At 65.9% G+C, this 23,553-nt stretch carries 23 protein-coding genes and 1 pseudogene; 8 read left to right on the top strand and 16 right to left on the bottom strand.

The features are described 5' to 3' along the window. Nucleotides 1-29 precede the first annotated feature (29 nt). The 7 genes and pseudogenes from Pmi06nite_RS36045 to Pmi06nite_RS42295 all read right to left on the bottom strand — a co-directional run. Entirely contained in the window at nt 30-530 is a 501-nt protein-coding gene (locus Pmi06nite_RS36045) for a tyrosine-type recombinase/integrase (protein WP_203957685.1), read from the bottom strand. A gap of 345 nt (nt 531-875) precedes the next feature. Beyond that, complete coding sequence (locus tag Pmi06nite_RS36040; RefSeq protein WP_203957684.1) at nt 876-1,391, bottom strand: cupin domain-containing protein; 516 nt, start codon at nt 1,389-1,391, stop codon at nt 876-878. Between the two features lie 163 nt (nt 1,392-1,554). Further along, the gene (locus Pmi06nite_RS42800) at nt 1,555-1,683 is read right to left on the bottom strand and encodes a hypothetical protein (RefSeq protein ID WP_275409640.1); all 129 of its coding nucleotides are present in this window, start codon (nt 1,681-1,683) and stop codon (nt 1,555-1,557) included. A 474-nt stretch (nt 1,684-2,157) separates the two neighbouring features. Next, nucleotides 2,158-2,769 (bottom strand): CGNR zinc finger domain-containing protein, encoded by a 612-nt coding sequence (locus Pmi06nite_RS36035; RefSeq protein ID WP_203957683.1) that lies wholly within the window; start codon nt 2,767-2,769, stop codon nt 2,158-2,160. A 161-nt stretch (nt 2,770-2,930) separates the two neighbouring features. Continuing rightward, nucleotides 2,931-3,920, bottom strand: coding sequence for a quinone oxidoreductase family protein (locus Pmi06nite_RS36030; RefSeq protein WP_203957682.1), 990 nt, complete (start codon nt 3,918-3,920; stop codon nt 2,931-2,933). A 213-nt stretch (nt 3,921-4,133) separates the two neighbouring features. After that, nucleotides 4,134-4,775, bottom strand: a complete 642-nt coding sequence (locus Pmi06nite_RS43105; RefSeq protein ID WP_373317355.1) for a Fic family protein — start codon at nt 4,773-4,775, stop codon at nt 4,134-4,136. A 277-nt stretch (nt 4,776-5,052) separates the two neighbouring features. After that, nucleotides 5,053-5,307 (bottom strand): annotated as a pseudogene (locus Pmi06nite_RS42295) (DDE-type integrase/transposase/recombinase); the annotation flags it as partial. A 364-nt stretch (nt 5,308-5,671) separates the two neighbouring features. Here Pmi06nite_RS42295 and Pmi06nite_RS36015 point away from each other — a divergent pair. The 6 genes from Pmi06nite_RS36015 (at nt 5,672) to Pmi06nite_RS35995 (ending at nt 10,092) form a co-directional block, all read left to right on the top strand. After that, entirely contained in the window at nt 5,672-5,866 is a 195-nt protein-coding gene (locus Pmi06nite_RS36015) for a hypothetical protein (protein ID WP_203957679.1), read from the top strand. Beyond that, nucleotides 5,863-7,260, top strand: a complete 1,398-nt coding sequence (locus tag Pmi06nite_RS36010; RefSeq protein WP_203957678.1) for a carboxylesterase/lipase family protein — start codon at nt 5,863-5,865, stop codon at nt 7,258-7,260. The genes Pmi06nite_RS36015 and Pmi06nite_RS36010 overlap by 4 nt, the downstream gene beginning before the upstream one ends. Nucleotides 7,261-7,691: 431 nt before the next feature. Beyond that, nucleotides 7,692-7,955, top strand: a complete 264-nt coding sequence (locus Pmi06nite_RS36005; RefSeq protein WP_203957677.1) for a hypothetical protein — start codon at nt 7,692-7,694, stop codon at nt 7,953-7,955. A gap of 222 nt (nt 7,956-8,177) precedes the next feature. Then, the gene (locus tag Pmi06nite_RS43100; RefSeq protein WP_373317354.1) at nt 8,178-8,288 is read left to right on the top strand and encodes a zf-TFIIB domain-containing protein; all 111 of its coding nucleotides are present in this window, start codon (nt 8,178-8,180) and stop codon (nt 8,286-8,288) included. 200 nt (nt 8,289-8,488) lie between these two features. Then, entirely contained in the window at nt 8,489-8,803 is a 315-nt protein-coding gene (locus Pmi06nite_RS36000) for a DUF6247 family protein (protein ID WP_203957676.1), read from the top strand. 683 nt (nt 8,804-9,486) lie between these two features. Further along, on the top strand, nt 9,487-10,092 hold the full coding sequence (locus Pmi06nite_RS35995; protein ID WP_203957675.1) for a PH domain-containing protein: 606 nt from the start codon (nt 9,487-9,489) through the stop codon (nt 10,090-10,092). A gap of 688 nt (nt 10,093-10,780) precedes the next feature. On the opposite strand, the gene Pmi06nite_RS35990 is transcribed toward Pmi06nite_RS35995, so the two are convergent. Then, a complete protein-coding gene (locus tag Pmi06nite_RS35990) occupies nt 10,781-11,398 on the bottom strand; it encodes an SMI1/KNR4 family protein (protein ID WP_203957674.1) in 618 nt (205 codons plus the stop codon). Nucleotides 11,399-11,612: 214 nt separating this feature from the next. Between Pmi06nite_RS35990 and Pmi06nite_RS35985 the strand changes: the two genes are divergently transcribed. After that, nucleotides 11,613-12,173, top strand: a complete 561-nt coding sequence (locus tag Pmi06nite_RS35985) for a hypothetical protein (RefSeq protein ID WP_203957673.1) — start codon at nt 11,613-11,615, stop codon at nt 12,171-12,173. A 352-nt stretch (nt 12,174-12,525) separates the two neighbouring features. Here the strand turns inward: Pmi06nite_RS35985 and Pmi06nite_RS35980 are convergent, their stop codons facing one another. Together Pmi06nite_RS35980 and Pmi06nite_RS35975 are read right to left on the bottom strand one after the other, a co-directional pair. Beyond that, nucleotides 12,526-13,008 carry a hypothetical protein gene (locus Pmi06nite_RS35980; RefSeq protein WP_203957672.1) on the bottom strand — a complete coding sequence of 161 codons (483 nt, stop codon included), beginning with the start codon at nt 13,006-13,008 and terminating at the stop codon, nt 12,526-12,528. 460 nt (nt 13,009-13,468) lie between these two features. Further along, a complete protein-coding gene (locus Pmi06nite_RS35975) occupies nt 13,469-14,329 on the bottom strand; it encodes an alpha/beta hydrolase (RefSeq protein WP_203957671.1) in 861 nt (286 codons plus the stop codon). A gap of 174 nt (nt 14,330-14,503) precedes the next feature. Here Pmi06nite_RS35975 and Pmi06nite_RS35970 point away from each other — a divergent pair, with 174 nt between their 5' ends. Then, nucleotides 14,504-14,881 (top strand): hypothetical protein, encoded by a 378-nt coding sequence (locus Pmi06nite_RS35970; RefSeq protein WP_203957670.1) that lies wholly within the window; start codon nt 14,504-14,506, stop codon nt 14,879-14,881. Nucleotides 14,882-15,156: 275 nt separating this feature from the next. On the opposite strand, the gene Pmi06nite_RS35965 is transcribed toward Pmi06nite_RS35970, so the two are convergent. From Pmi06nite_RS35965 to Pmi06nite_RS35940, 6 genes are all read right to left on the bottom strand, one after another. Next, the gene (locus tag Pmi06nite_RS35965; protein ID WP_203957669.1) at nt 15,157-15,366 is read right to left on the bottom strand and encodes a hypothetical protein; all 210 of its coding nucleotides are present in this window, start codon (nt 15,364-15,366) and stop codon (nt 15,157-15,159) included. A gap of 210 nt (nt 15,367-15,576) precedes the next feature. Beyond that, the gene (locus Pmi06nite_RS35960; protein WP_239114436.1) at nt 15,577-18,435 is read right to left on the bottom strand and encodes a helix-turn-helix transcriptional regulator; all 2,859 of its coding nucleotides are present in this window, start codon (nt 18,433-18,435) and stop codon (nt 15,577-15,579) included. A gap of 520 nt (nt 18,436-18,955) precedes the next feature. After that, the gene (locus Pmi06nite_RS35955; RefSeq protein WP_203957667.1) at nt 18,956-19,483 is read right to left on the bottom strand and encodes an SMI1/KNR4 family protein; all 528 of its coding nucleotides are present in this window, start codon (nt 19,481-19,483) and stop codon (nt 18,956-18,958) included. 875 nt (nt 19,484-20,358) lie between these two features. After that, entirely contained in the window at nt 20,359-20,706 is a 348-nt protein-coding gene (locus Pmi06nite_RS35950; protein ID WP_203957666.1) for a hypothetical protein, read from the bottom strand. Nucleotides 20,707-21,367: 661 nt separating this feature from the next. Further along, on the bottom strand, nt 21,368-21,712 hold the full coding sequence (locus tag Pmi06nite_RS35945) for a hypothetical protein (protein WP_203957665.1): 345 nt from the start codon (nt 21,710-21,712) through the stop codon (nt 21,368-21,370). A gap of 546 nt (nt 21,713-22,258) precedes the next feature. After that, nucleotides 22,259-23,551: an MFS transporter gene (locus Pmi06nite_RS35940; RefSeq protein ID WP_275409639.1), complete on the bottom strand. Its 1,293-nt coding sequence runs from the start codon at nt 23,549-23,551 to the stop codon at nt 22,259-22,261. Between the last annotated feature and the right edge of the window lie 2 nt (nt 23,552-23,553).

The raw sequence follows: 23,553 nt of genomic DNA, 5'->3' as shown, positions 1-23,553 counted from the left end.
CTCGACACCATTTCGATCTTCCGTGCCCGTTACGTGCCCGATCTATCTGGATCTTCCTTGCTCAGCGCCTCCTTGGCGAGCTTCCCCAGCGCGTCGGCGATGGCCCGATCGCGCTCCATAGCGGTGTGCTGGTAGATCAGCGCGGCCCGTGTGGTCGAGTGGCCCATGCGGTTCATCAGCTCTCGCAGAGTCGCACCGGACTGCGAGGCGAAGGTGTTTCCCGTGTGCCGCAGATCATGAAAGTGGAAGCCGCTCAGGTTGGTTGCGCTGATCGCCTTGCTCCATGTCCGGGTGAAGTTCGCGCGCCGGAGCTGGGCACCCTTCGGGCCGATGAACACCAGGCCCTCGTCCCCCTCCCCCGCGTACGTGTTCAGGTGCGTGCGGAGATCAGGAAGGAGGAGTTCGGGCACAGAGACGATGCGCTTGCCGGCCTCCGACTTGCGCGGCCCGATGGTGACCGAGCCGGCGCTTGACTTCGAGCAGGTGGTCGACCGGCTGACGGAAACGGATCCAGGGGTGGCGCAGGCCATCCGGGACTGGCCCCATTTCCCGCCCGGAACTTGCCCGGCATCATGACACCGGGGCTGGGGAGTGTAATGCGCGCGGGCGCGATCGCCGCAAGCGCCGTGACGCAGAAAAGCCCCGGCAGCGGCCGGGGCTATCCTCTGTGACTACTTGAGTCCGGAATCCACTGGGCCTGGGCGGCATCGGCAATCTTCCGGATGGCGTGGCGGACAGTCCCTCACTGGAGGGGTCCGCTCGGCGGATGATTTGCTCCACGTCATCGCGGCAGTGATCCGCCATCATCCGGCGGACGAGGTCCACGAGTGCCAAGGGCTCGGACCCAGACGCCCGCCTATGCTCCGCGGGGACGTTCAGCCTTCAGGCAACGCCTCCAGGCCGTACTTCGCGAAGAGGTCGAGCATGTGCCCTTGGAAGCGTTCTGGGCCCCAGGTCGGGACCTGGACGCCCGGCTCCGGGTCGTCGCCGCCGTCCAAGAACAATCCCTCGGAGCCTCCAGGTGTGTAGAAGAACAGCATCCTGGCTGTGTGGAGTCCGACGTTCTTGAAGCGGTGGCGCACGCCGCGCGGGCAGTGGACCAGGTCACCGACCCCTGCGGTGAACGTCCTATCACCGTCCAGGAACTCAAGTTCTCCCGCAAGCAGGTAGAACGTCTCGTCCTGGTCGGCATGGGTGTGTGCTACCGGGCCGCCGCCTGGCGGAACGGAGGCTTCCACGACACCCAGCGATCCCTTCGTCTGCGCGGCCGTCAGCTTCACCGAATAAACGTCGCCGGAAAACCACTTGGTACGCCCGCCGTTGACGGGTACGTAGATGCCTCCGGGAGTGGTGGCAAGGTCATCCGCTTCTGGGGAGATGTAAAACGTCATGTTCATCCTCTGTGAGTAATCGAAGGAACCGAGTGCTGAAGCAACGGCAGACCGGTGGCGGCCAGCGAAACCCGAACACGGCTCCCAAAACATCACTGGTTCAACGTGAGGCACATATGTGACTGACATGTGTCACCCGCAGCTGGGTGTTGCAGTACGGGCACTACGCGGCCCGGTAGTCCAGCACCACGCCGTAGTCGCCCGACAGCGCGTCGGGCAGGGTGAGTTCGGCGCCCCCAGGCGGCGAGACGGTCAGCTCCGGGAACCGGTCGCCGGGGTTCAGGACGGTCATGAGGGCTCCTCAAGGTCGCACCACACCGAGGTCGCGACCGGCATGGCTGGCAGACAAACGGCGGAAGGGCCCGGCCCCACCCGGACCCCCCGCATCGTTAGCATCCGCCGGACCTCGGTTCTTACCTTGAGATCGCCGAGCTTCGGCTCCGAAGGTCTTACGAGGCGCGAACACCGCACTCAGATGCGCTGTCATGGGCACGGCGCGGCATGGGTGGCCACGCTGGTGCGGACCCATCCGCGACCAGCTGGCCGCTGGGGCCTCCGCGCGCAGCACGCCTGGGTCATCGATGCCCTCCGGGCGAATATCCGGCCGCCTCCGACCCCCTCGGCCAGACACGACGGGGACTAGCCCTTCCCTGCGTGCGGGGGCCTCGTGCATCGGAGACACCGCATGACCGCCGGGCCATTAGCGGGCCATTAACCAGGGTGACGAGGGGGCAACCACGGTCGCTCAGGACCGGTCTCACGCCCGTCACTCGCCGGAGGCGGCCTGTTCCCGCTTGCGGGCGCGGTAGGCGCGCAGGTTTGCGGCGTTGCCGCAGAACCGTACGTCGTGCCAGACGCCGCTGTTGTTGCGTGAACGGTCGTAGAACGCACACTGGCAGCGCTCGTTGCGGCATATCTTCAGTCGCCGCCGCTGGTCGGTCTGCTGGGCCTGGAGGCATTCGATCAGGGCGAGCGATGCGACCCTCCGCCAGCCGGAACCCGAAGGTTCTGCGACGACGGCGCCACGCTCGTCGACCTGCATCGAGACGGACAGAGCGGGAAGAGCGGCCAGTACCTGCGCGGACACGGCCTCGGCGCCGTCGCTCTGATCGGAGAGAAGCCTGCGGAGAGCCCATCTCAGATCCCGCAGCGCCTCGCAGTCACGATCGGTGAGGTCCACAGCAGGAGCGGGCCGACCGGAAGCCGTGCTCCACCGGGCGAGCGCCTCGCTCAGCCACGTCTGCGCGGTGGTGGGGTCGTCGAGCCAGTCAGCATGGCGCGGCCTGCCAGCGGGCGAGGTGTTGAGCAGGTCCTGGACGAACGCTAGACCGCCGGGAGCAGGCTCCAAGGCGTAGCGCTCCGTGGCCGACCACGTCATGGCGTTGTCCTTTCTCCGGGGACACGACATCCCCTGGCGTCACGTAGCACCGACACGGTCCGCGGATCCTAACGGACATGTCCGCACTGCCGACGTGCCCGTCAGGACCTCCCTTGGGGCTGTGGCATACGCCCCGTGTCAGCCTGTTGCGGCGCGCTGGGTCACAGAGCGAGCAGGATGCGGCCGAAGGGGCCGTCCTCGGCCAGGAGGCGCTGCGCCTCGGAAGCCTCCTCCAGCGGGAGGACCTGCGCCACCTTCGGGTGGAGCTCACCCTGCGAGACCAGGTCGAGCAGGGCCGCGTTGGCGGCGTTGACCTGCTGGGGGGTGAACAAGGCGAACCTGAATCCGTGGATGTGGGCGTTCTTCCATATCAGGTCGGTCACGTTGACCTCGGCACGCACTCCAGCCGCGTAACCGATGCTGACGAGGGTGCCGTCCACGGCCAACGAGCCGAGTGCCTCCCCGGTGACCGAACCCCCGACGCCGTCCAGCACGACGTCCACGCCCCTACCTTCGGTCAGCCGCGCCACCCCTTCACGCAGCGACTCGTGCGTGAGGTCGATGACCTCATACCCTGCGGACCGGCCCAGCTCCGCCTTCTCGGTGGTGGTGGCCGTGGTGATGGCCTGCGACGCGCCCAGGACACGGGCGACCTCCACGCCGCCCTGACCGACCGCACCGCCGACGCCCGGCGCCAGTACGCTCCGGCCGCCGCGGAAGCCCGCCAACTCGTTCAGCGCCAGGTAAGCGGTCAGGTAACCGGCGCCGGTGGTCAGTGCGGCGGCGGTCTCGTCGTCGACGCCGTCCGGGATCGGCACCAGATGGGCCGCGTCGACCGCGATGTAGTCGGCCCACGAACCGTCAGTGCTCACCCCGTACCGTCCTCCGCTCAGCACGACACGGTCACCTGCGGCCAGTCCCGAGGCGCCGGGCTCCTCGACCCGCCCCACACCGAAGCCACCCGGCCGGATCGGCAGCGGCTTATGCAGGGCGGGTGCGAGTTTTCCCGAACGCACCGTCTCGTCCAGTGGGTTGACCCCGGCCACCAACATCCTGACGAGCACCTGCCCCTCGGTGGGCACCGGCAGGAGCCTCTCCCGCAACTCCAGTACGTCATAGCTGCCGAACCGGTCGTATTCGATCGCGCGCATGGCTCATTCCTCACCTCGGCCCCGCCGATCGGTCGGACGGCCGATGGCTCATAGCATGAAAGAAGCTTAACCTGGTTGACTGTGTCTACCAAGTGGCGGGGGCGGGCTCCGCCCTCAAGTCGACTTCGCCATAGTCCCAGGTGAACGACCGAATTAGTCCCGCAGGGCTTCGAGCCCAACCGACCCAAATCAACGTAGGTGAAATCTTCACGGCTATGTCTTTTTGAGAGTCGACCGCGAGCTGGGATGCCGCCGTGTCCGGGGCGGGACGCGCCGGCGCTGCTCGGCCGAGTGGACCCACGCCCTAGAGTCGTCCGCATATCTGGTGGTCTGGAGCGGACCGACCTGATCAAGCATCACTCGTTCTCGCCTCAACACGAAGGCCAGAGTCAACAGAGCTGCTCGGGCGTTGCCGTCCGCGAAGGGGTGGAAAAAGCTGACGTCCAGATACGCTCGCGCCGCTCGGGCCGGCAGTGGGACTCGCCTGTCGGCGCTTTCCAATAGGTAACGGGCGAAGTCCGTCTGGGTGTGTGGCGACAAGCCATAGCGCTCCCGACCACCTTTTGCATAGGCGTCGCCATCCCTGAATGGTGCCGTGCTCACGCCAAGAACCAATCGCTGCCATCCAGCGACCAGGCCGAAGGTGAGTGGCGGTTCCTGCGCGGCGTCCGCGTACACCAGGGCAAGTGCGGACAGCAGCCGTTCTGCGCGCTCGGAGTCCCTGCGTCGGACCACGCCGTCGAACCAGGACACGAAGCCATCCACACGCGCTACGAGTGGATCGGCGGCGACCTCCGCTCCGTTGCTTCGACCAGTCCACGTGCTGCCTGACCTGGCGCCAGGCGACCACCGCATCAGTGGTCACGGTACGGCCGATGACCGGTCAACCCGGTGGCTAAGTCCTCTCCCACCGCGTCGACCACTGTCCGGGCCGGCTCGAACCAGCTGTTAAACCGCCCACCAATTGCAACCTGCACAGCCGATTCGGCTTCATCCTTGTCTAGGCCGGACGAAGTGAGAAACCACTCCAACACCTGATGGCAGTGCCTGTACCAGCCGCTTCTGCTCCAGTGCGATCCACCACCCGCGTCACCAGCCGAACCGTCGCCCGATCGAGGTGCCAGCTGCGATCCCGCTCGAACAGCACCTCGGTCGGGCGTGGCTTGGTGAACCGTCCGGTGAACTGCTTGCCGTTGTCGGTGAGCACTTCCTCCGGTGCGCCGAAGACGCTCATCGCCTGCGCGAAGGCCCGGCAGACCGCACGCCCGGACGCGCGGACGACCAGGTGGGCGATGACGATGAACCGGGAATGGTCGTCGATCCCGCTGATGAGCTTCAGCTCTCGCCCGTCGGTCAGGAACACCCCGCCCATGACGTCCAACTGCCAGGGGCGAGGCCCCGGCAAGCCGGTGGTCCTGGCCATCCACCGGAGACGCTAAACCCGGGCACAGGTGCCGGAAATCACGTGAACTTCATAGTCTGCGCGCCGCGGCCTGTTCAGACACGGCGTCCAGGCGTCCCGGGCGCGCAGCAGGTCGACAGTCTGGGAGACGCGATCGTCTGCGGGCGACCGCCTGCGGACGACTATGCGTTCCACGGGATTCGCCTGCCGCCCGCCCCTTCTACGGTCGGTCTCACGATGCCGGCCTTCCGCCCGAGGGCGATGTGGGCCGTCGCGGCGGGTCATCAACAGATCAACGGATGCGGCGGCGACGTCCGCCGCAGTCCTCGCAATACGGACAGGACGTGTGATGAGCGAAAAGGAAACGCCGACCAGGGGCCCCGATGAGGAGCGGACGCTCTCGGAACCGCCCGTCAGCCCGCTGGCCACGGAGGTCCGGGCGCTCATCATGCGCTCCGCGACCCCCGCCATCGCCAACCACAACATCCTGGGGAAGCGTGCTCGAGGAGCAGGCCAAGGCGGTCCGATGGCGCGCCTACTATGAAAAAAATCATCGCGCAGACTCTGCAGGGCGCCGTGCGAGGCGTAACGGACAAGGGTGTCAGCGTTTTCAGGGGCATCCCGTACGCCGCGCCTCTCGACGGCCCCAGGCGCTTCCAGGCACCCCAGCAACCGCAGCCGTGGGACGGTGTCCTCGACGGTACCGCTTTCAGCGCCTCGCCACCGCAGGCCCAGATGCCTCCCTTGCCGGCGCTGTGGCACCCAGGTGACAGTGCCGACTGCCTCACCGTCAATGTCTGGACGCCCGATCCCGGGGGAGGCGGTCTCCCGGTGATGGTCTGGCTTTACGGCGGGGCGTTCATTTTCGGTTCCGCGAGCCAGCCCGAGTTCGACGGCGCGAACCTGGCAGGCTCGGGCGTCGTGCTGGTGACCTTGAACTACCGCACCGGCTTCGAAGGCTTGGGCTGGCTGCCGGACGCGCCGCAGAACCGGGCGCTGCTCGACCAGCTCGCGGCCCTGCGCTGGGTGAAGGAAAACATTGCGCGTTTCGGCGGGGACCCGGGCAATGTGACGATCTTCGGGCAGTCAGCGGGAGGCAGCGCCGTGGCGGCGCTGACGGCCGCCGAGGCCGGACGCGGGCTGTTCAGGCGGGCCATTGGGCAGAGCGTCACGGCGGCTTTCCTGCCTGAGGAACGGGCGCGCGGCACGGCAGAGCGGATCGCGGCGGCGCTCGGCGTGCCGCTCACTTCCGAGTCCTTCACGGGCGTGGCGTCCGAAGCGATCCACGCCGTGCAGTCCAGGGAGGGCGAGGTCACTCCCTACGGACTGGTGGTGGATGGTGATGTGGTGCGTGACCAGCCCTGGCGCGGCCTGCGTGCGGAGGTCGACCTCATGACGGGGTTCGCCCGCGACGAGTACCGGTTCTTCGCCATGGCGATGAACGAGGACCTGTCCGCCGTTGATGTCTCTGGCGCCGCGGCGGCGCACGCTGTGCCTCTCGACGCCTACCGAGCCGCGTACCCTGGCGCTTCCGATGCCGATCTGTACATCCTCATCCAGTCCGACGCGTTCTTCCGCATGCCGTCGACGTGGTGCGCTCAGGAGCACTCCGGCCGCAGCTGGAGCTATGAAGTGGCCTGGCCGACCCCGGTGTTCGGCGGGGCGCTTGGCGCCTGCCACCTGCTCGACGTGCCGCTGACCTTCGGCAACTTCCACGGTCCGATGGCGGCCATGCTCTTCGGTGACTCACTCCCGCCGGAGGCTGTCGGCCTGGCAAAGGAGGTCCGCGCGTCGCTGACGGCCTTCGCCGCCACCGGCGACCCCGGCTGGCCGCAGTACCGGAAGGGTGAGGCGCTCACGCGGATCTGGGACGTGCCCGTCTCAGTAGTGGCCGACCCCGTGGCGGCGTCCCGGGAGATCTGGGCAGACAAGGTGTAAAGCCCTCCCGGGAGCCTGCCGGCCTCGCGCAACTCGCGCACCGCCCAGGTGATCGCGGTGTGGCCCTCCACCCCGGGGCCCCGGGTGCGGGCCAGGTGCTCGATCGTGAACGTCCACCCGGGCCGATCGCACCACAGCGAGCCCAGCAGCCCGCGGGCCCGGTAGGACAGCTGAGCGTCTTGGGCGACGACGCGCGGCAGCTTCGTGAACGGGGTGAGCCGGTTGGTGTCGGCCACAGTGGTCTCCCGGAGGGCTGAGGGGGTCCCTGACGGCGGTAGTAAGTACAGGAGAAGACAGTTAGTGTCTTGCTACGACGCTGACCTGCAGGGATGGCCGTTCGATGACACGCGGCGGCATGCTACGGCCGGTCCGGATCCGGCCGCATAGAACGGGAGAAGACCTAAGCGGCCCGATGAGGTAAGACTCCGCCCGTGACCGCATCGCTGCCCAACCGGGCCACCATGACCGTCGCCGAGACCGCTCTCGTGCTCGGCGTTCACCGCGACACCGCCTATGGGCCTCCCCGGAGGCTGGCAGGCCCCACCACACCCAACCCCGGGCCTGCCAGCCTGACCCCCTGCGGCTCGCGGGCCGGTTCGGGACGCTCGCGGGCCGCAGGGACACCACCCAGCGGAGGCCCGGCACGCCGGGCCCGTGCAGAGCCTCTCTCCCTCCCCGGTGGCGTCGTACGGTAGCCGGCACTCCTCACCGGTCAAGGGCCGCCAAGATCCCCGCCGCGACTGCCCTGCGGGCATCCCTCCGGGCCGCTATCGCGGTCTGACCAGGCATCTTGTCTCTTCTCCCTTGACCGCTTCGTCGCGACTCGGCGACCTACTCCCTTTTGCCATCGGGGAGGGGGAATGGGGGGGACACCCCAAGATCACCGCCCCTCTCTTGATCTTGAGTGAGAGGAAGCCATGACCGCGTGCTGGTGCCCGAACTGCGGAAGTGCCGAGGTCGAGCCGACCGAGACCGAGGCCGGCCCCGCGCAGCGCTGCACCGAGTGCGGGGAGACCATCCACGCCTGACCAGCACCACCCGCGCAGGCCCCGGGCGATCACCGTCCGGGGCCTGTCGACGTCCCGGGCCCGACGAAGAGCCCGATTTCATACCGGCTGATATACCGGCCCCGCTTGACCTGCACCGCAGCATGGACGCCGAGCCGTACGGGCATGTCCGGGCATACACCGTCGAGACTGCCGCCCAGGCTGTCGAGGAGGATGAGAGCGTGACTGCCCAGCCGATCGACCACCACGGCGACGCGCACGACCCGGACGCCATCCTCGCCGCCCTGCCCGAGCGCTACCACGAGGCGTTCCTGGCCGACTACCGCGCCGCGATGCAGGCCGCGATGCACCACACCTGGCAGTGGCAGCAGCTCACGCAGACGCTCCACCTGTGGCACCTGCGATCGGTCGCCTACTCCGCCCCCGGCTACGAGCAGGCCCGGGCCGAGGCCGCCGCCGGCATCGCCGACGTCCCCGCAGAGCAGGTCATCCCCGGATGGGCCGAACTGGTCGCGACCCACGGGCGCACGGCCTGACCACGTGAACTATCAGGTCACCTTCCACGCATCCGCGAGCGCTCAGATCCCCGGACTCCCGGAGGCCGCCTTCCAGGCCCTGGTCGAGGAGTTGCTCATCATCGGCGCCGGGCCGTAACCGGTTGAGGTGGGGGCCCTGATCATCCCGTCCGCCATCGACCCGGGACAAGCCGAGCAGACCAGGGCCAGGGTGGCGAGGCGTGCGCGCCACGCAGGGAAGACCAGCTCACGGGGTGATCGTCGTGCAATTAGCGTGCAATTAGACAGGGTGACGAGGGGTCAACCACGGTCACTCACGACCGCCCTCAAGCCCAGCTCAGCGGCCCTACAAGCCGTAATCCATACACTTCCCAAGCTGACAGCGCGGGTTCGATTTCCGTCACCCGCTCCACACACAAAGGCCCAGGTCAACCGATGGATTCGGAACCTGGGCTTTGATCTTTCTCGGGCTTGTTGATCTCCGCGTGCCAGATTCGTGCCAGATCAGTTGATCTTGGTTCCAATGAGTGGCGGACCATCGTCGTCGTCCTCCGCGCCGAGTCCCTGCCGTACGCCAGGCCCTAAGGTTGCAGCAAGCCGTCTACAAAGTTCAATAGCCCCCTCGACCGTGACAGCATCGCTCACCAGGAGCGCCCTCCATCGATCGGCGCGTGCCGGCCTTCCCACAACACATATTCAATATCATGGAGAAAATTCAATTTCTTCACCCCCGGATGGGACCGATGTGCCAGGTGGGTACTTCGAAATTCGAACAGGTCGTCACGCGAAAATCCTCATTCGCCGTTTTCGGTGTCGTGGTGCCGCTGGTGTTCGCTTTGATGGCGGACCCCGCGGTCCTGGCCGGAGATCTCGTTCACGACCTCGTGGGTGTGCTGCTCTTCCCGCTGATTCTGGGGGCCATGGTGTTCACCATCTGGTTGGTGACGTGGCGCTCGTCGATCCGGGCCACACCTGATGCTCTTTCCGTATATAACGCTCTGCTTGTCCACGAGATACCGTGGAAAGAAATTCGAGAGATCGAACTAGAAGATGGAATCAAGATCGTATTAAAGAGTGGCAAGCGTGTGGGGTCCGTTGCCTACGGTGGCTCGCTCCTGGGTTCGATCACGGGGTATCCGTCATACAAGAAGGCGGTCCAGCGACTCCGCGCCGTGCGCGAGGACTATGGCCAGGATCCCCCCAAGGCCGCTCAGGCAAGTGAGCGCACGTACTTCAGCTTCCCCTGGGCGGCGGCCGCCGCCTGGTACCTCTTCTTCGCGATTCCGGGCTTCATCCATCTCTACTTTTAGTATCCGTGCAATCGACGCGGCGTCTCTCAAAACAAGATCATCTCCGCACGCCTTGTGCTCTGTGAGAACTTTCTGTACGTCTTCAAGGCGGCCCTAACCGGGCCGCACGCGCCGCCGTCACGGCGCACGCCGCCGCCTCCCGCTGGCGCTCCCGGCGGACAGCGCGCAAACAACGCCGGACGGCTGGCGCGGACGAGTCGATGGGCCGCCAGGCGACGGTACATCTCTGATCACAGGGCCGAAGGGCTGAGCTGGAACAGCTGCCAGGTGCCGGCCGCGCGTGGTGGTGCCTCCGGCGGGGGCGCTCCGACTCCGGGATGGAGTTCGAACGTATGTGCGGGTTGTGTGGTGGCTGGGGTGGGGTTCCCATCCCGCCTGCCGTCGACCCAGGCGAGCCCAGCAGCCCGTCTCCGCCGCCGCAAGCCCGGCTGTGACCGTTGGCGTCCGATGACCGGGGAAGGCGTGCGGGTTACCTCCAGCCCCGGAGATAACCGCCCAGGCGTGGGCCTATCTGATCCTGATCAGTACGGCATCTGGTCCGGCATCCTTATTCAGCAGGACCGATAGGCCCCCGGCTGGTGTCGTTCGTTGGGATAGAAGGATGCCCGTACCAGTCGTATCCGTTGGACCAGCCGTCGAACCACTCGGCCAAAGATGGGGCCGTGATCACGATTCCCACCTCGGGTGACTACTCCTCGGGATAGTCCCACCCGTCAGCATCCCAAAGACAGACAGGGTTGCCGGGTTGAGTGAGCGACATGTACCAGTACATCGAGCATCCAGCGGCCACGAGAGGGAACCCCAGTACCTTGCTGACCTCGGGATCTTCTTCGTATCTTTCGAGCGCGTTCGGACCGACCTCGTATGCCCGGTGGCCGTCGGGAGGAAGACCCAGGAGGTCATAGGAGGGGCCGAAGCCGCCGTTGCTCACCTCGGTATAGGCCCTCCGAAGGAGTTCGGGTAGTTCGTGGCCGATGCGCTTCTCGCAGGCCAGCAGGTCCGCGTAGGAGATCGGCGGGTAGGGAGGCTCGTGCGGAGCATCCCTGAAGTACCTGACGGCTTCGGGAGCCCCGGACTCCAAGGCGGCATCCATGAGATGGTCCTGAGGTTCTGAGCCCCAATAGAGCTGGGTCACGCTGCCGCCTTCGCCGGGCGGTTGCCGTGACTGGTAGTGGTGAATGCGGCTTGTGATGTTGTCGCCGTATTCACGTTTGAGCCAGTCCAGTGGGACGTAGACCATGTCGTGCCGACGCGCGGGGTCCCAAGCCCGCCGCCGAATGCGCTGAATTAGGTCATCGTGCGACATGGACGACAGGATGCCAGCGCAGGCTCATTGACACGAAGAACGCCTGCCGTCCAGGCGAGAGTAGCGCTCTCGGCGAACCTTCACGGCGGAGCGGTTCCCTCGCCGACCCTTTCGCTCTGGTTCTCCATCCACCCAAGGGCGGATTGGTGTCTTTGCATGCCAGCCGAGGTGCCTAAGCTGAAGATCAACTCTGAGGCGCGAACGGGGAAACACAGTGATCGATCGTCTGGCGCGTGCCGCGACCACATTCTTGGCGTTACTGGCCCTTGGCGCCTGCTCCACGCCAGCGCCACCCGCAAACCCGCTGCTGAAGGACCCGGCCCAGTGGCCGCTGATCAAGCTGAAGGGTCTAACCGACAACCCGAAGCTACCCGACGATGCGGAGCGAGCCCTGGCACAGATCAAGGTCGGTTCCTACGACATGCAGGCGTGGATTAACTCCTCCGGCCTGTGCGGGCTGTCCAGCTCCGAGTGGAGCGTCCACACCGATGTGAGCATGTACGTCGACCTGACCAAGTCCGAGGGGCACTTGGAGCGGCCAGAGGGATTCTCGGGACCGGTGGAGCCAGCGGCGAGCAGTGCCTACGGCACCAAGGTGTACCTGTTCTGCACCCCCACCAGGATGCTGATCAGGATATCTGGAGAGACGTCGCAGCCTCATGTCTCCGGTGACGCGGTCGCGCAGCTTGTCAATGATGGGCTCAACGCCGTCGTCGGCTCAATGGAAGCTCAGATTGAGTCGCTGCCCCATCCGACCGTGACCCGGGGCGGATAGGGGTTCGGCCGAAACACGGAGCATGTTGACTCGACGCAGAGGGCTCCTGAAGGCCCCCAGTTCCGTTCCAGTTCCGTCCGAGGCCGTAAAACGTCGAAAGTCGATGGGAGACGTTGAGAGGCGTATTGACTGGTCAGGACACTGCTCGACGTGATCGGTGCAGGTGGCGGAGTGGCAGGTGAGAGTTCGACGTGTACTCAGTTATGCGACCGTCTTCCACCCGTTGGCGTCCAATCGCCGTGGAAGGCGCACAGGCGAAGGGACACGTCAAGCCGGGCTTGCGCCTCTGTCGCCGGCGTAGCCGCCGTCGGCCCAGATCAACCGGACCCGGCGGAAGGCTGCAGCCAGATGTTCAAGCGCAGGTTTGGCGCCTCCGCTGGCGTCGAGCTGCCGCGCTGAAAAGTGCGGCCCCGGCGAGCGAGACGACAATTCCCGGATTCGCGTACGACGGGACGAGATCGAGTGTGTATCCGTCGTCCCACCGACACGTGGAGCCGAGCGGAAGCAGGCTGTCATCGCTGGCGACGAAGCGCGGGCCGCCCATCGGGTTGTAGTCCCCTGTCCGTTCATAGGAGCAGGTGGCATACGCCGATTCCAGTCTGAACACGGATAGCAGTCCAACGACGCACAAAGCGGATGCGGCTGTCAGCAGCAGCCGCGACAGCACGGACCAGCCCCACGTGGGTGGACGCGCCGTCCGTTGCAGTCCTCTTCTCGCGGACACGCACAGCGCGACAAACAGAGTGACTGTTGTCACGGAGGCCGCCAGCAGGAGCACCCCGTACCACAGCAACGGCTGACCAGTCCCGATCGCCAGGTATTGCGGCATGGTCATTCTGCCCCCTGACAGACGGTTCTCTTACAGACTGCGCAGTGGCGCATGGTACTTAATGAGAGTGATCACACGCGAGCTGCACCACGACGGGTGATTCCTCGGAACGATGGGCCCCGGCGGACGCACGTGCCCGTTGCGTGCCCGTACGGTCGGCAACCCGCGGGGAATCACAGGGACTCACGGTCACTCGACCCACATATGCCCAGGTCGGCGTTTTCGCAGCTCAGCACGCATGCTGTTGAAAGACTTCCCAAGCTGACAGCGCGGGTTCGATTCCCGTCACCCGCTCCAATAGCAAAGGCCCAGGTCAGAGGATGATTCCCGACCCGGGCCTTGATCTTTGTTGAGGTTGCTTCTCACTCGCGTGCCAGATTCGTGCCAGATCAGTTGATCTTGGTTCCAATGAGTGGCGGATCATCGCGGTCGTCCTTCGCGCCGAGTCCTTGCTTGACGATCTCGCCTATTGGTCTGGTGTTCGGGGGGGAGAAGGGTGCCCAACTTCGGCGCAGCAACTAGCGCCCGCATCCGACTTGGGACGCCCCGTGATCAGCTCACCCGTCTTCATCTCGGACACCGACGCCTCCACTTGACCCTGCGCGCTTCCAGATCGAGGTCCAAACGCCCACGCCACCATCAGCGGGAACTCTTCTTGCCACAGCGCGGCGCCGTGTGACGCGACCCGCTCGCCCATGACGACGTCCGCACCTGCATCGCGCAGCGCGGCCGCCCACCGGTTCGCGTTGTCGAGGAAGAACGGCTCCAGCGTGCCGGCGACGAGGTACACGCGCGGAATCGAACCCGGCATCACGGCAGGCGGTTTGTAACCCGCGCCCGGCGAACCGGAGAAGACCGCACCGTAGATGCCGGGATGCCGGAGCCCAAGGGCGAGCGCGAGCTCGCCACCCGCCGAGACACCGAACACCGCAGTACGTTCGATGGGCAGCGCGACTCCGAAACGCGAGCGCACCCACCGGCGGACGTCCTTGACGAAGAACTTCTCGTGTGCCGCGAACCGTTCCGCATCAAAGACCGGCGAGTACTCATGAAGCCGCGACGTCTCATCGGCCAGCCCATGTACACCGACGATCATCGTGGACGGGGCGCCGGCCGCCTCGAGGAGCCCGCCCCACTGCGAGATCTCCTGACCGTCACCGGCAAAGACGACCACCTCCGGCGTATCCGGCGGGACGTACACCGTCACCTGCCGGCCACCGTCGTAAGCGAGCGTCTCAGTGACGAGCCCTCCCGCTATCGGGCCGGCGCGCGCCGGTTCCGGCGGTGGTTCAGGACCGCCTTCGCCCGCGTCTGCCTGGTCATCCATGTTCGAACCTCATCCTTGGGAGTCGGCGCGGCCTGGCGAGTTGAGCACACGTGCACCGAACGGCGCCCCAGAACGCGCGGCGAGACAAGGCGGCCCGGGTAACACCGAACGCCCGGCCTCCGCTGCTTCCGGTTCTCGTAATTATCTGCTGTCGGGTGACGCTAGCGTGGCGCCGTGGATGTCACTGCCCAGCCCGAAGACCTCCCTGGGACCTTTGTGATCGAGGTCGGCCAAGGACAGGTGGAGCTCTTCGTGACGTTCTGCAACAACCGATCTACGCCCCCAAGGCAGACACGCCTCTACATGGACTGCGACTTCCAGATTGAGTCGGGGGGCCGCTCCGAGCTGACACAGCTGATCTCACACAATCACCCTCTGGCACACCTAGCGGTCCTCAGCAATCTCACTGTCAACGAGAGCCGTGTGACCGCAGCGGGTGAGGTAATTATCCGACTCGGCGATGACGTCGTCTTCACTGTGATCAACCGACCCGCCCCGGATGATCCCCAAAGCCATGGGGAATGGCGCATGACGCAATGGTTTGCCAGCTGAGCATGGGACGGACAGGCCCCCCAGAGTGGCGTGCCCGTTGCGTGCCCGTACGGTCGGCAACCTGCGGGGAATCACGGGGACTCACGGTCACTCGACCGGCATACGCGCAGGTCACCGTTTTGGCAGCTCAGGCCGCATGGTGTTGAAAGACTTCCCAAGCTGACAGCGCGGGTTCGATTCCCGTCACCCACTCCACACACAAAGGCCCAGGTCAGAGGTAGTTTCTCGACCCGGGCCTTGATCTTTTCTGACGCCATTTCGATCTTCCGTGCCTGTTACGTGCCCGATCTATCTGGATCTTCCTTGTTCAGCGCCTCCGTGGCGAGCTTGCCCAGCGCGTCGGCGATGGCCCGGTCGCGCTCCATGGCGGTGTGCTGGTAGATCAGCGCGGCCCGCGTGGTCGAGTGGCCCATGCGGTTCATCAGCTCTCGCAGAGTCGCACCGGACTGCGAGGCGAAGGTGTTCCCGGTGTTGCCGCAGATCATGAAAGTGGAAGCCGCTCAGGTTGGTTGCGCTGATCGCCTTGCTCCATGCCCGGGTGAAGTTCGCCCGCGGGAGCTGGGCGCCCTGCGGCCCGATGAACACCAGGCCGTCTGAGAACCATCGAGACAACCGTTTCAGGCCATCGCGGTGGTTCAGAGGTGGCCACGCGCAGGCCCAAGAACGGGCGCCGCTACAACAACCGACCCTCGGGCTTAAGCGCCCTTGATGAGCTCAGGGCATTCTTTGGCAACGATGCAGGCCAGTTCGGCGCGGGATGCGATGTCGAGTTTGCTGAACGTGTGGCGAAGGTGGGTGGACACCGTGTGGGGCGAGAGGAACATCCGCTCGGCGGCCTGGCGGTTGGTCATCCCTCTGGCGATCAGGCCGGCCACCGCGCGTTCTGTGTCGGTGAGGCTGTCCCATCCGAAGGTCGGCCGCTGGGATTGAGTCCAGTGGCGGCGCCGTACGCCAAGCGCCCGCAGCCGGGCTCGCACCCGGGCCACGTCCCAGAGCGCACCGATACGCTCATAACCGTCGAGCGCCTCATCCAGGCTGTCGACGGCCTTCGCCGCGGCATCGGCGCCGGAAGCGCCGGCCCACAAGACGCCGAGGTCTTCGGCGACCAAGGCGCGTGCCCACGGCTCAGGCTGATCAGCGGCGGAGGCCAGCGCGTCGGGGTCCTGGTGGAAAATGCCGCGGGCGTGGGCGAACGTGATGGCGAAGACGGGGAAGTCCGGGTTGTTTCGGGCCAGGTACTCGGCCGTGTCAACGATGGCCTGCGCATACGGACGGTTCGCCGCGGCCACCGCCAGCCGAGTCATCCAGGCGGCCGTGAGAGGCGTCGTGAGCAGTGTCCAGCGCCGCTCCTCCTCGTCGGTGTAGATGGCGTGGAGGATGTCGATCGCCCGTCCGGGATCACCCTGGGCGTCGGCCACCGCCGCCATCGCCCACCTTTCCCACACCGATCCGAACAACATCTCGGGCGCGGCGGGGATGGACTGGCATCGCTCGATGTGCCCGACCGCTGCGTCGAGATCACCCCGCCGCAGGGCAACGACAGCGAGCATGGACAGCCCGACGCGGATGAACCCGTGCGTGCCCAGCTCTTCGGCGATCATTTTCCCGGCCTGAGCCTCGGCGGCGGCGTCATCAAGTCGACCGACGCCCAGATTCAGCACGGAGCGGAACAGTGCGGGTTGTGCGGCGAGCACGGTCAGCCCGAGATCGTTGATTTCCTCCTCGGCGGCCCGGATAGCGATGTCGGCCGCATCGAACTGACGCATGGCTCTGTAGTGGAGGCTCAGTATCAGGCGCGTATACGGGCGCTGGATGGCTTCAACGGTGCCGCGGTCGGTGATGTGCAAGGCTTCGCGTAGATGCGCGAACGAGTCGGCGATCCGCCCATCGACCATCGCGAACCGAGCGAGCAGCAGGAGAGCTCCGACGACGGCGGCATCGGCGTGCCGCTCACGGTCGGCGAGAACGGCTTCCGCCCGGTGCCGTCCTTTCCGGAAGTCGTTCAGGCAGGTAAGCCCCCAGAACATCGTCCATTCGGCGATGCCGCGAAGGTCCTCTGGGATGTCCTGCTGGGCGAGCAGGCTTTCGGCCTCGGATACCGCATCCGCCGGTCGGCCGCTCAGCAGCAGGATGTGCGCCAGCGCGCATCGCAGGCGAGGAGCGTGCAGAGGCGGGGCCCTGCCGAGTGCGGCACGGGCAAGATCGGCCGCCTCGGACAGCCGTCCGATCACCGTCAGGGCGTCGACCGCTGTGGCGGCGCGACCGAACCAGCCAGGGTCGGCGGAGTCGCTGAGTTCGAGCGCCCGCAGGGCGAGGTCGGCGGCGGTCTGAGGTGAGGACCGCAGCACCTCCCGCGCGGCCTGGTCCAGTCCGAGGAGGGCGGACGTATCACCCCGGCCGGCGCTGTGAATGAGGTGCGCGGCGGCGGGAACAGCCGACCCGCCGCGTTTGAGCAGCATCACTGCTGCGTCGTGGTGCAGGGACCGGCGGACCGGGGTGGGGATGGTCCCGATCACCGCCTGCCACAGCAGATCGTGCCGGAAGGCGAGCTCCTCTCCGGCAGGTTCGATGATGCCCGCCGACATCGCCTCCTCCAGCATCGGCAACAGACCATTGGTCGATTCGCCAAGCATTTCGGCCAGATCCTTCACCGAGAACGAACGGCCTAAGATTCCGGCGCACTGAAGCAGATACCTGGTCCGTGCGGACAACTCCCCCAGGCGTTCCTGCGTAACCGCCTGAGCATGCGGCAGGCACGCCGCCATCCGCGCGTGACCATCGGCGATCTGGAAGACGCCCTCGCCTTTGAGCTTCTCAAGAAGATCGACGAGCAGGAAGGGATTGCCGTCCACGATGCCGGCCAGGGCCAGCACGTCCGGCTCGGGCGCTGCCCCGAGGACGTCGGTGACGACGTCCGCCACTGCCTGCTCGTCCAGCGCCTCCAACGTGATCCGGATCGCGCCATCACGTTCCAGCACGTCGAACAGACAGTCGAGGCGCGGACAGTCACCGCTGCCGCTCGTACGAGACAGCATCCAGACGAGCGGATAGGAGGCGAGATCTCTGGTCATCGACCGCAGCGCCAGCAGAGTTATCGGGTCAGCCCACTGCAGGTCATCCAACGCGAGGAGCATCGGTCCCTGAGCCACCCGCTGCTCCAACGGTCCCTGCAGTTGTTCCACCAGCAGCAACCGCTGATCGGCCGGACCGCAGAGGCTCATGTGACCGCCCGCGGGAAACACGCGGCCCGATTTCCCGAGCGCCGATGTCAGCGGGGCCAGTGGTATCAGCTGGGTCAGTTCGTCCGCCGCGCCCTGGGCGACTCCTAGCCCCGCCCTCGCTGCCGCGGTGGCGGTTATGTCGAGCATGTGACTCTTTCCGACGCCCGACCGGCCCTCAACCAGTAAGACCCCACCCCGGCCGACCTTGGTCGCCTGCAGCAATCCGACGACAAGCTCCCACTCCCGGGCGCGGCCACGCCAACCAGGCCACGATGATCCACAAAAATCGGGCTCACCAGCAGCTTGATGGTCACCATGGGACGAACCGCCCATAAATCCATGAATCACCAGGGTGTCCGCCGTGTCAAGTGCGGGATCATAGGGAGGCCTGCGGTTTGTCCGTCTTCGTGACGTCACCTTCAGGAAGAAAGCCGTGGCCCGCTCGCGAATGCAAGGCCTTTGCCTGGATTTATCCTCCTTGCGCACTTCATCATGCGACATCGTCGTTAGGGCCAATATTTGATCTCAAATGTCCGTCAAAACAGGATCAAGCCCATTCTGAGCTTGCTCCGCCAAAGCGGAGCAAGCTCAGAACATGAAATCCCAGCTCAGGCCCAGTTACGGAGAGCAGTAACAGGTCAGAGAACTACTGGGATCAGAACCCGGCCTACAGGCCGACTCGTCCGCTGTTAAGCCTCAGACCTCGGGTATGTATTCGTCTCCTCCGCCGGCTCAGGCAACAAAGCCGATCGCCACCGCACGGACCAACCTCATGACTGACAGTGTGCCGGGGAAGGGCGATCGCAGTTCACATGTGCCTGCGGAGCTGTAGCCGATCAGTCGATCCGGTCGCTCACCCCAGCACCTTCGGGTCGTCACCCGGGAAGCTCCTGGGCATGCCCGGCACGTCGATGCTGCGCCGGTACACGCCGGCCAGGAATTCCACGGCGCCGACCGGGAACTCCGACCAGTCGCCGTTGGCTCCGCGGACGACCACCGGCCAGGCGTCCGGGTCGGGGGAGTTCATCTTCCAGTAGAAGACGTCCCCCTCATTGGACTCCGCCCAGCACAACAGGCCACCCGGCTCCGGGTAGGGAACGTAGTCCTCGGTGTCGCCTATCTCGTACAGATCCTGGAGGATCTCGGATGAGTACCGGCGCCCGGACGCCCATGACGCCTCGGCCCCGGGCCGCGGAACGGACACGAAGAGGAAATCGTCGACAACCAGCGGCGGGTACGCCTCCGCCAGGGAACGGTAGTCGGAGGGCAGCGCCGTACCCAGGTCCGCTTCAAGGGCCGCCCAGTCCACGCTACGGCGCGCCGGCGCACGCCACTGCGTCATCGACGGAAGCGTGGCCTCCAGCTCTTCGACTCTCAGCATGGTGTCTGCCAATCCATGATGTTCAATCACCTCGCGTACCCGACCGAGGTTAGGGTCTCGGACCCGACTGCGCGTACTGCGATACCTGCCGGGATGTACAGTCACCGCCGATCACCATCACCACGCTCTCTGAGCATCGAGTCAACTGCCCGCCGGAACGGAGGCGCCTCAGTTCCGTTCTGGTTCCGTCCGAGGCCGTAAAACGTCGGAAGTCCGTGGGCGACAGTTGAGACCTGTATTGCCTGGTCAGGGCACTACTCGACGTGACCGGCACAGGTGGAGGAGTGGCAGGCGAGAGTTCGAGCTCCACTGCGGCGCCCTCGACGCCTGCGTGCCCGTTGCGTGCCCGTGCGGTCGGCAACCAGCGGGGAACCACGGGGGCTCGACGAACGCGGCGCGGACTCGGACGGTTCCGCCGTCAAGGCGGCGGCGCGGCGCGCCACCGCACTGCGGCCCGTCGCCCGCCCGCCGTCCGGGCGTGCGACCTGGGGGCCGGTCCCGGCCGGCAGCGGCTCGGGCCGCCCGCCGGACTATCGTCGCCTTCGTATCAGCCACACCACGGCCAACACGACGATGACAAGGAACAGCAACTCTGGCCAGCCTAGACCGAACATGCCTGCGCTCCCTTAGGTCCTGATCGTTGAAGTCAGCGTGTCCGTCCAGCCGAACCCGGTCAAGGTCCTTGTGCCTCCGGCGGGGGCACTCTGGCTCCAGGATGATCGCGGCTCGTCTCAACAGGGGCCGTAGGTGGCCGATATGCCTTGGCCGCTACGGAGATCAAGGGCGGCGCTCCGCGCCGCCTCGCGGTCCTACGCCCGCTCGCCGGCCGGGCATGCGGTCTGGGGGCCGGTCCCGGCCGCCGGCAGCTCGGGCCGTCAGTCGTCTACCGCCCGCCAGAACTCAAGCCAATACCCATCGCCGCTCGTATCCTCCACAGCAGAAACAAACACGTCCCCGCGGACCTCGATAGTGAAAATCTCGTGCTCAGGGCCAAGATCCGCACGGCAATTCGGGCACTCCTCCAGCGTTCCCTGGATCAGAACACGCTCCAGCCCCCGCCGCCCTTCCTTACGCCCACCAGCAGCCCAGTCGATCGGCTCACCCACCTCGTAGTTCGTCAAAGCGAGAGGCCCGAATCGAAACTGCGCCCACCATCGCTCCCGCACACCGCAAGCGGGACACTCGATCGGAGCAGGAAGACGCAGACGGTTGTACATGCCCATGGCAGCCATGCTCACATGGATCACTTAGCCACGGATTCCTACGCCTCCGGCGGAGGCACTTCGGCTCCGGGGTGATCGCCAAGGGCCTGCTCATAGTCACTGGCCGTAGATGGCTGAGGTAGAGGCCTGATCACCCCGCCCGCCATCGACCCGGGACAAGCCGAGCAGACCAAGGCCACCGGGTCCAGGTGGCCTTGGCCCGCTTCCCCTTCGGGCGGGTCGACGGCATATGGAGTGATCAGGCAGGAGAGGAATCTGACGGCCGCACGAGACGCTCCCGGCTGATGCCAAGGCAAGCGATCACTCGCGACCCGTCAGGAGAGAGAAAGAGCTGAAAGTGATACCCGTCGCCGACGCTCCTCGCGTAGCCGACAAGAACACGATCAAGGGCACAGGTTTCGAGCCGAACGACAGCCTCCTCAAAACCGATGGAGGGAGTGTTCAGACGCCGACTCCGCCGTTCGCGACGCCGATAGGTGAAAACTTGGCTATCCGTGCGGACTGGGTCCGGCCATACCTTGAAACCTCCCCCGGATAGAAGAGCATGGCGACACGCGGCGCCGGCGTCCCCGACATAGTCATCCAGGAGTTCGACGAGAGTATCCCGGTCCATGCTGGCCACCTCGAATGCCGACCGTCTAGCTCCTTGAGCGGTGTTGCCTCAATCCCAGTAGTTGAACAGCAACTCGCCAAGGTTTGCAGGCTTCCACGAGCCGATCTCACTGCGTTCCGCCTTATCAAGCTCTGATGTATCGATCAAGCCGATAGGGGTCTCCAACTCGTCCCTGGTCAGGAACCGGAGGGCCCCCGAAGCCCTCAACGCTTCCTCAAGGTCATTACAGCTGTCGATGAAGACCACACCCCCTGTCGGCACCTCGGCGATCGCAATGAACGGTAAGTGCATGTGACCGAGCACCCCGACAGTCAACTCTCCGCACTTCATCACAGCTGTATGGAAGCTTGGCGTGACGCCGGGTGGCGTGATCTCCAGGACTCTGCCGCGCACGAGCCGAGCCGCCTCATAGCAGACTGAGGCGAAGACTTGCGTATCCGTCAATGGCAGCGATTCCGTCCCGCGATCTCGGAACCCCGTCGCACCTCGCGGCAGGCGAATCATGTCGGAATCTCTCTCAATCGCCATCGCCACTCCCGGTCGGCTGCTTCGGACGGTCTCAGCCTAGGGACCAGGTTCCACAAGGCAGAGCCCTCGATGGTGTGAAAGATCATCGTGCAGTTAGACCGGGCGACGAGGGGTCAATCGCGGTCACTCATGACAGCCCTGGCACCCTGCTCAGGCGCCTCACAGGCCGTGATCCATACACTTCCCAAGCTGACAGCGCGGGTTCGATTCCCGTCACCCGCTCCAACCACGAAAGCCCAGGCCAACCGATGGATTCGAGACCTGGGCTTTGATCTTTCTCGGGCTTGTTGATCTCCGTGTGCCATTAGCGGGCCATTAGCTCTTGATCAGCTCACCGGCACCTGCCCGCCGGCCATGCCGTCCCCCTCATCGTCCTCATGTGCCCGATCGTGTCCGTGGCGGTGAAGTAGATCACGGGTGCCGAGGGGTGTAATGCCGCAGCTCAGGCACTGCCCATGCGATCACTGCCACGGTCACCGTGGCAAGTAGCCCACCAGCGCAGATCACCATTCGGAGACCGAAGATCGATGCGGCGGCCCCGTGCAGCAGGTTCGCGATCTGTGGACCCCCGATGAGTACGACGGTGAGCGATCCCTGGATTCGGCCGCGCATGGCGTCGTCGGTGAGTGCCTGAGAGATGGCGTTGCGGAAGGTGCTCAGCACGAAGTTCACCGCACCGCCGAGGACGAGTGTCGCCAGCGCGATCCGCAGTTGTGTGGCCAGTCCGAGGACCACGACGGTGATGCCCCATGCAGCGGCGGCCGCCGCCATGTAGGCACCGTGGCGACGGGCGCGGGTGAATGTGCCCGACAACAGGCCGACCGCGAAAACCCCGGCCGGGTAGGCGGCGTAGAGCAAGCCCAATTCAAGGCCGCCTCCCGCCGCGCCGCCGTAGGTGTGTTGGGCCAGCTCCGGGAACAGTGCAATCGGCATGCCGAAGACCATCGCCGCGAGGTCCACCGCCAGCACCGCCACGAGCAGCCGGCTGGTGGCCAAGTACCGGAATCCGGCCAGCACCTGGCCGATCGTGGAACAACCTTGGCGGTACTGCGCCGCCGCCGGATCGTTCGATGATCCGGTCGGGTGAGAGCGGGGCGGCAGCGACGGCAATTTGACGACGGCCCACACGACAGCCAGCAGCGCGACGGCGTCGAACAGGTACAGCGTGCCCAGCCCGACAATCGGGATCAAGGCGCCGGCCAGCACCGGGCCCAGGATCGACCCCGCGTAGCGGACCAGGGAGCTGAGGCTGTTGGCCGCCGGTAACAACTCGATCGGGACGAGGCGGGGCACCACGGCACCCATCGTGGTCATGATCGCCCCGAAGGTCAGCCCTTGGCACGCCACCAACACCAACAAGACAGGGACCGAGGAACTACCCAGCGCCGCCTGGGCCCACAAGGCCGCGTAGGTCATCGCAAGGCCGCAGTTGGCGGCAAGCAGCAACCTCCGCCGGTCCATGACGTCGGCAAGGGCGCCACCCCATAGCGCCGCCACGACCAGCGCGACGAACGACACCGCGGCGGCGACGCCCACGGCCGCCGACGAGCCGGTCACCGTGAACAGCTGCGTCGGTACAGCGGCCACGCTGAACGAACCGCCCACTGCGCAGACCGCCGAGGCCACCCACAACCGCCGGTAGGCCGTGATGGCCAGCGGGCGGCCGTCAACCGTGTAGGCACCGAGAGACCGGACCCCTGACATGG

This window comes from Planotetraspora mira, assembly GCF_016863275.1.
In the GTDB taxonomy this organism is placed as follows: domain Bacteria; phylum Actinomycetota; class Actinomycetes; order Streptosporangiales; family Streptosporangiaceae; genus Planotetraspora; species Planotetraspora mira.
This window is presented reverse-complemented; position numbering and strand designations above follow the sequence as displayed.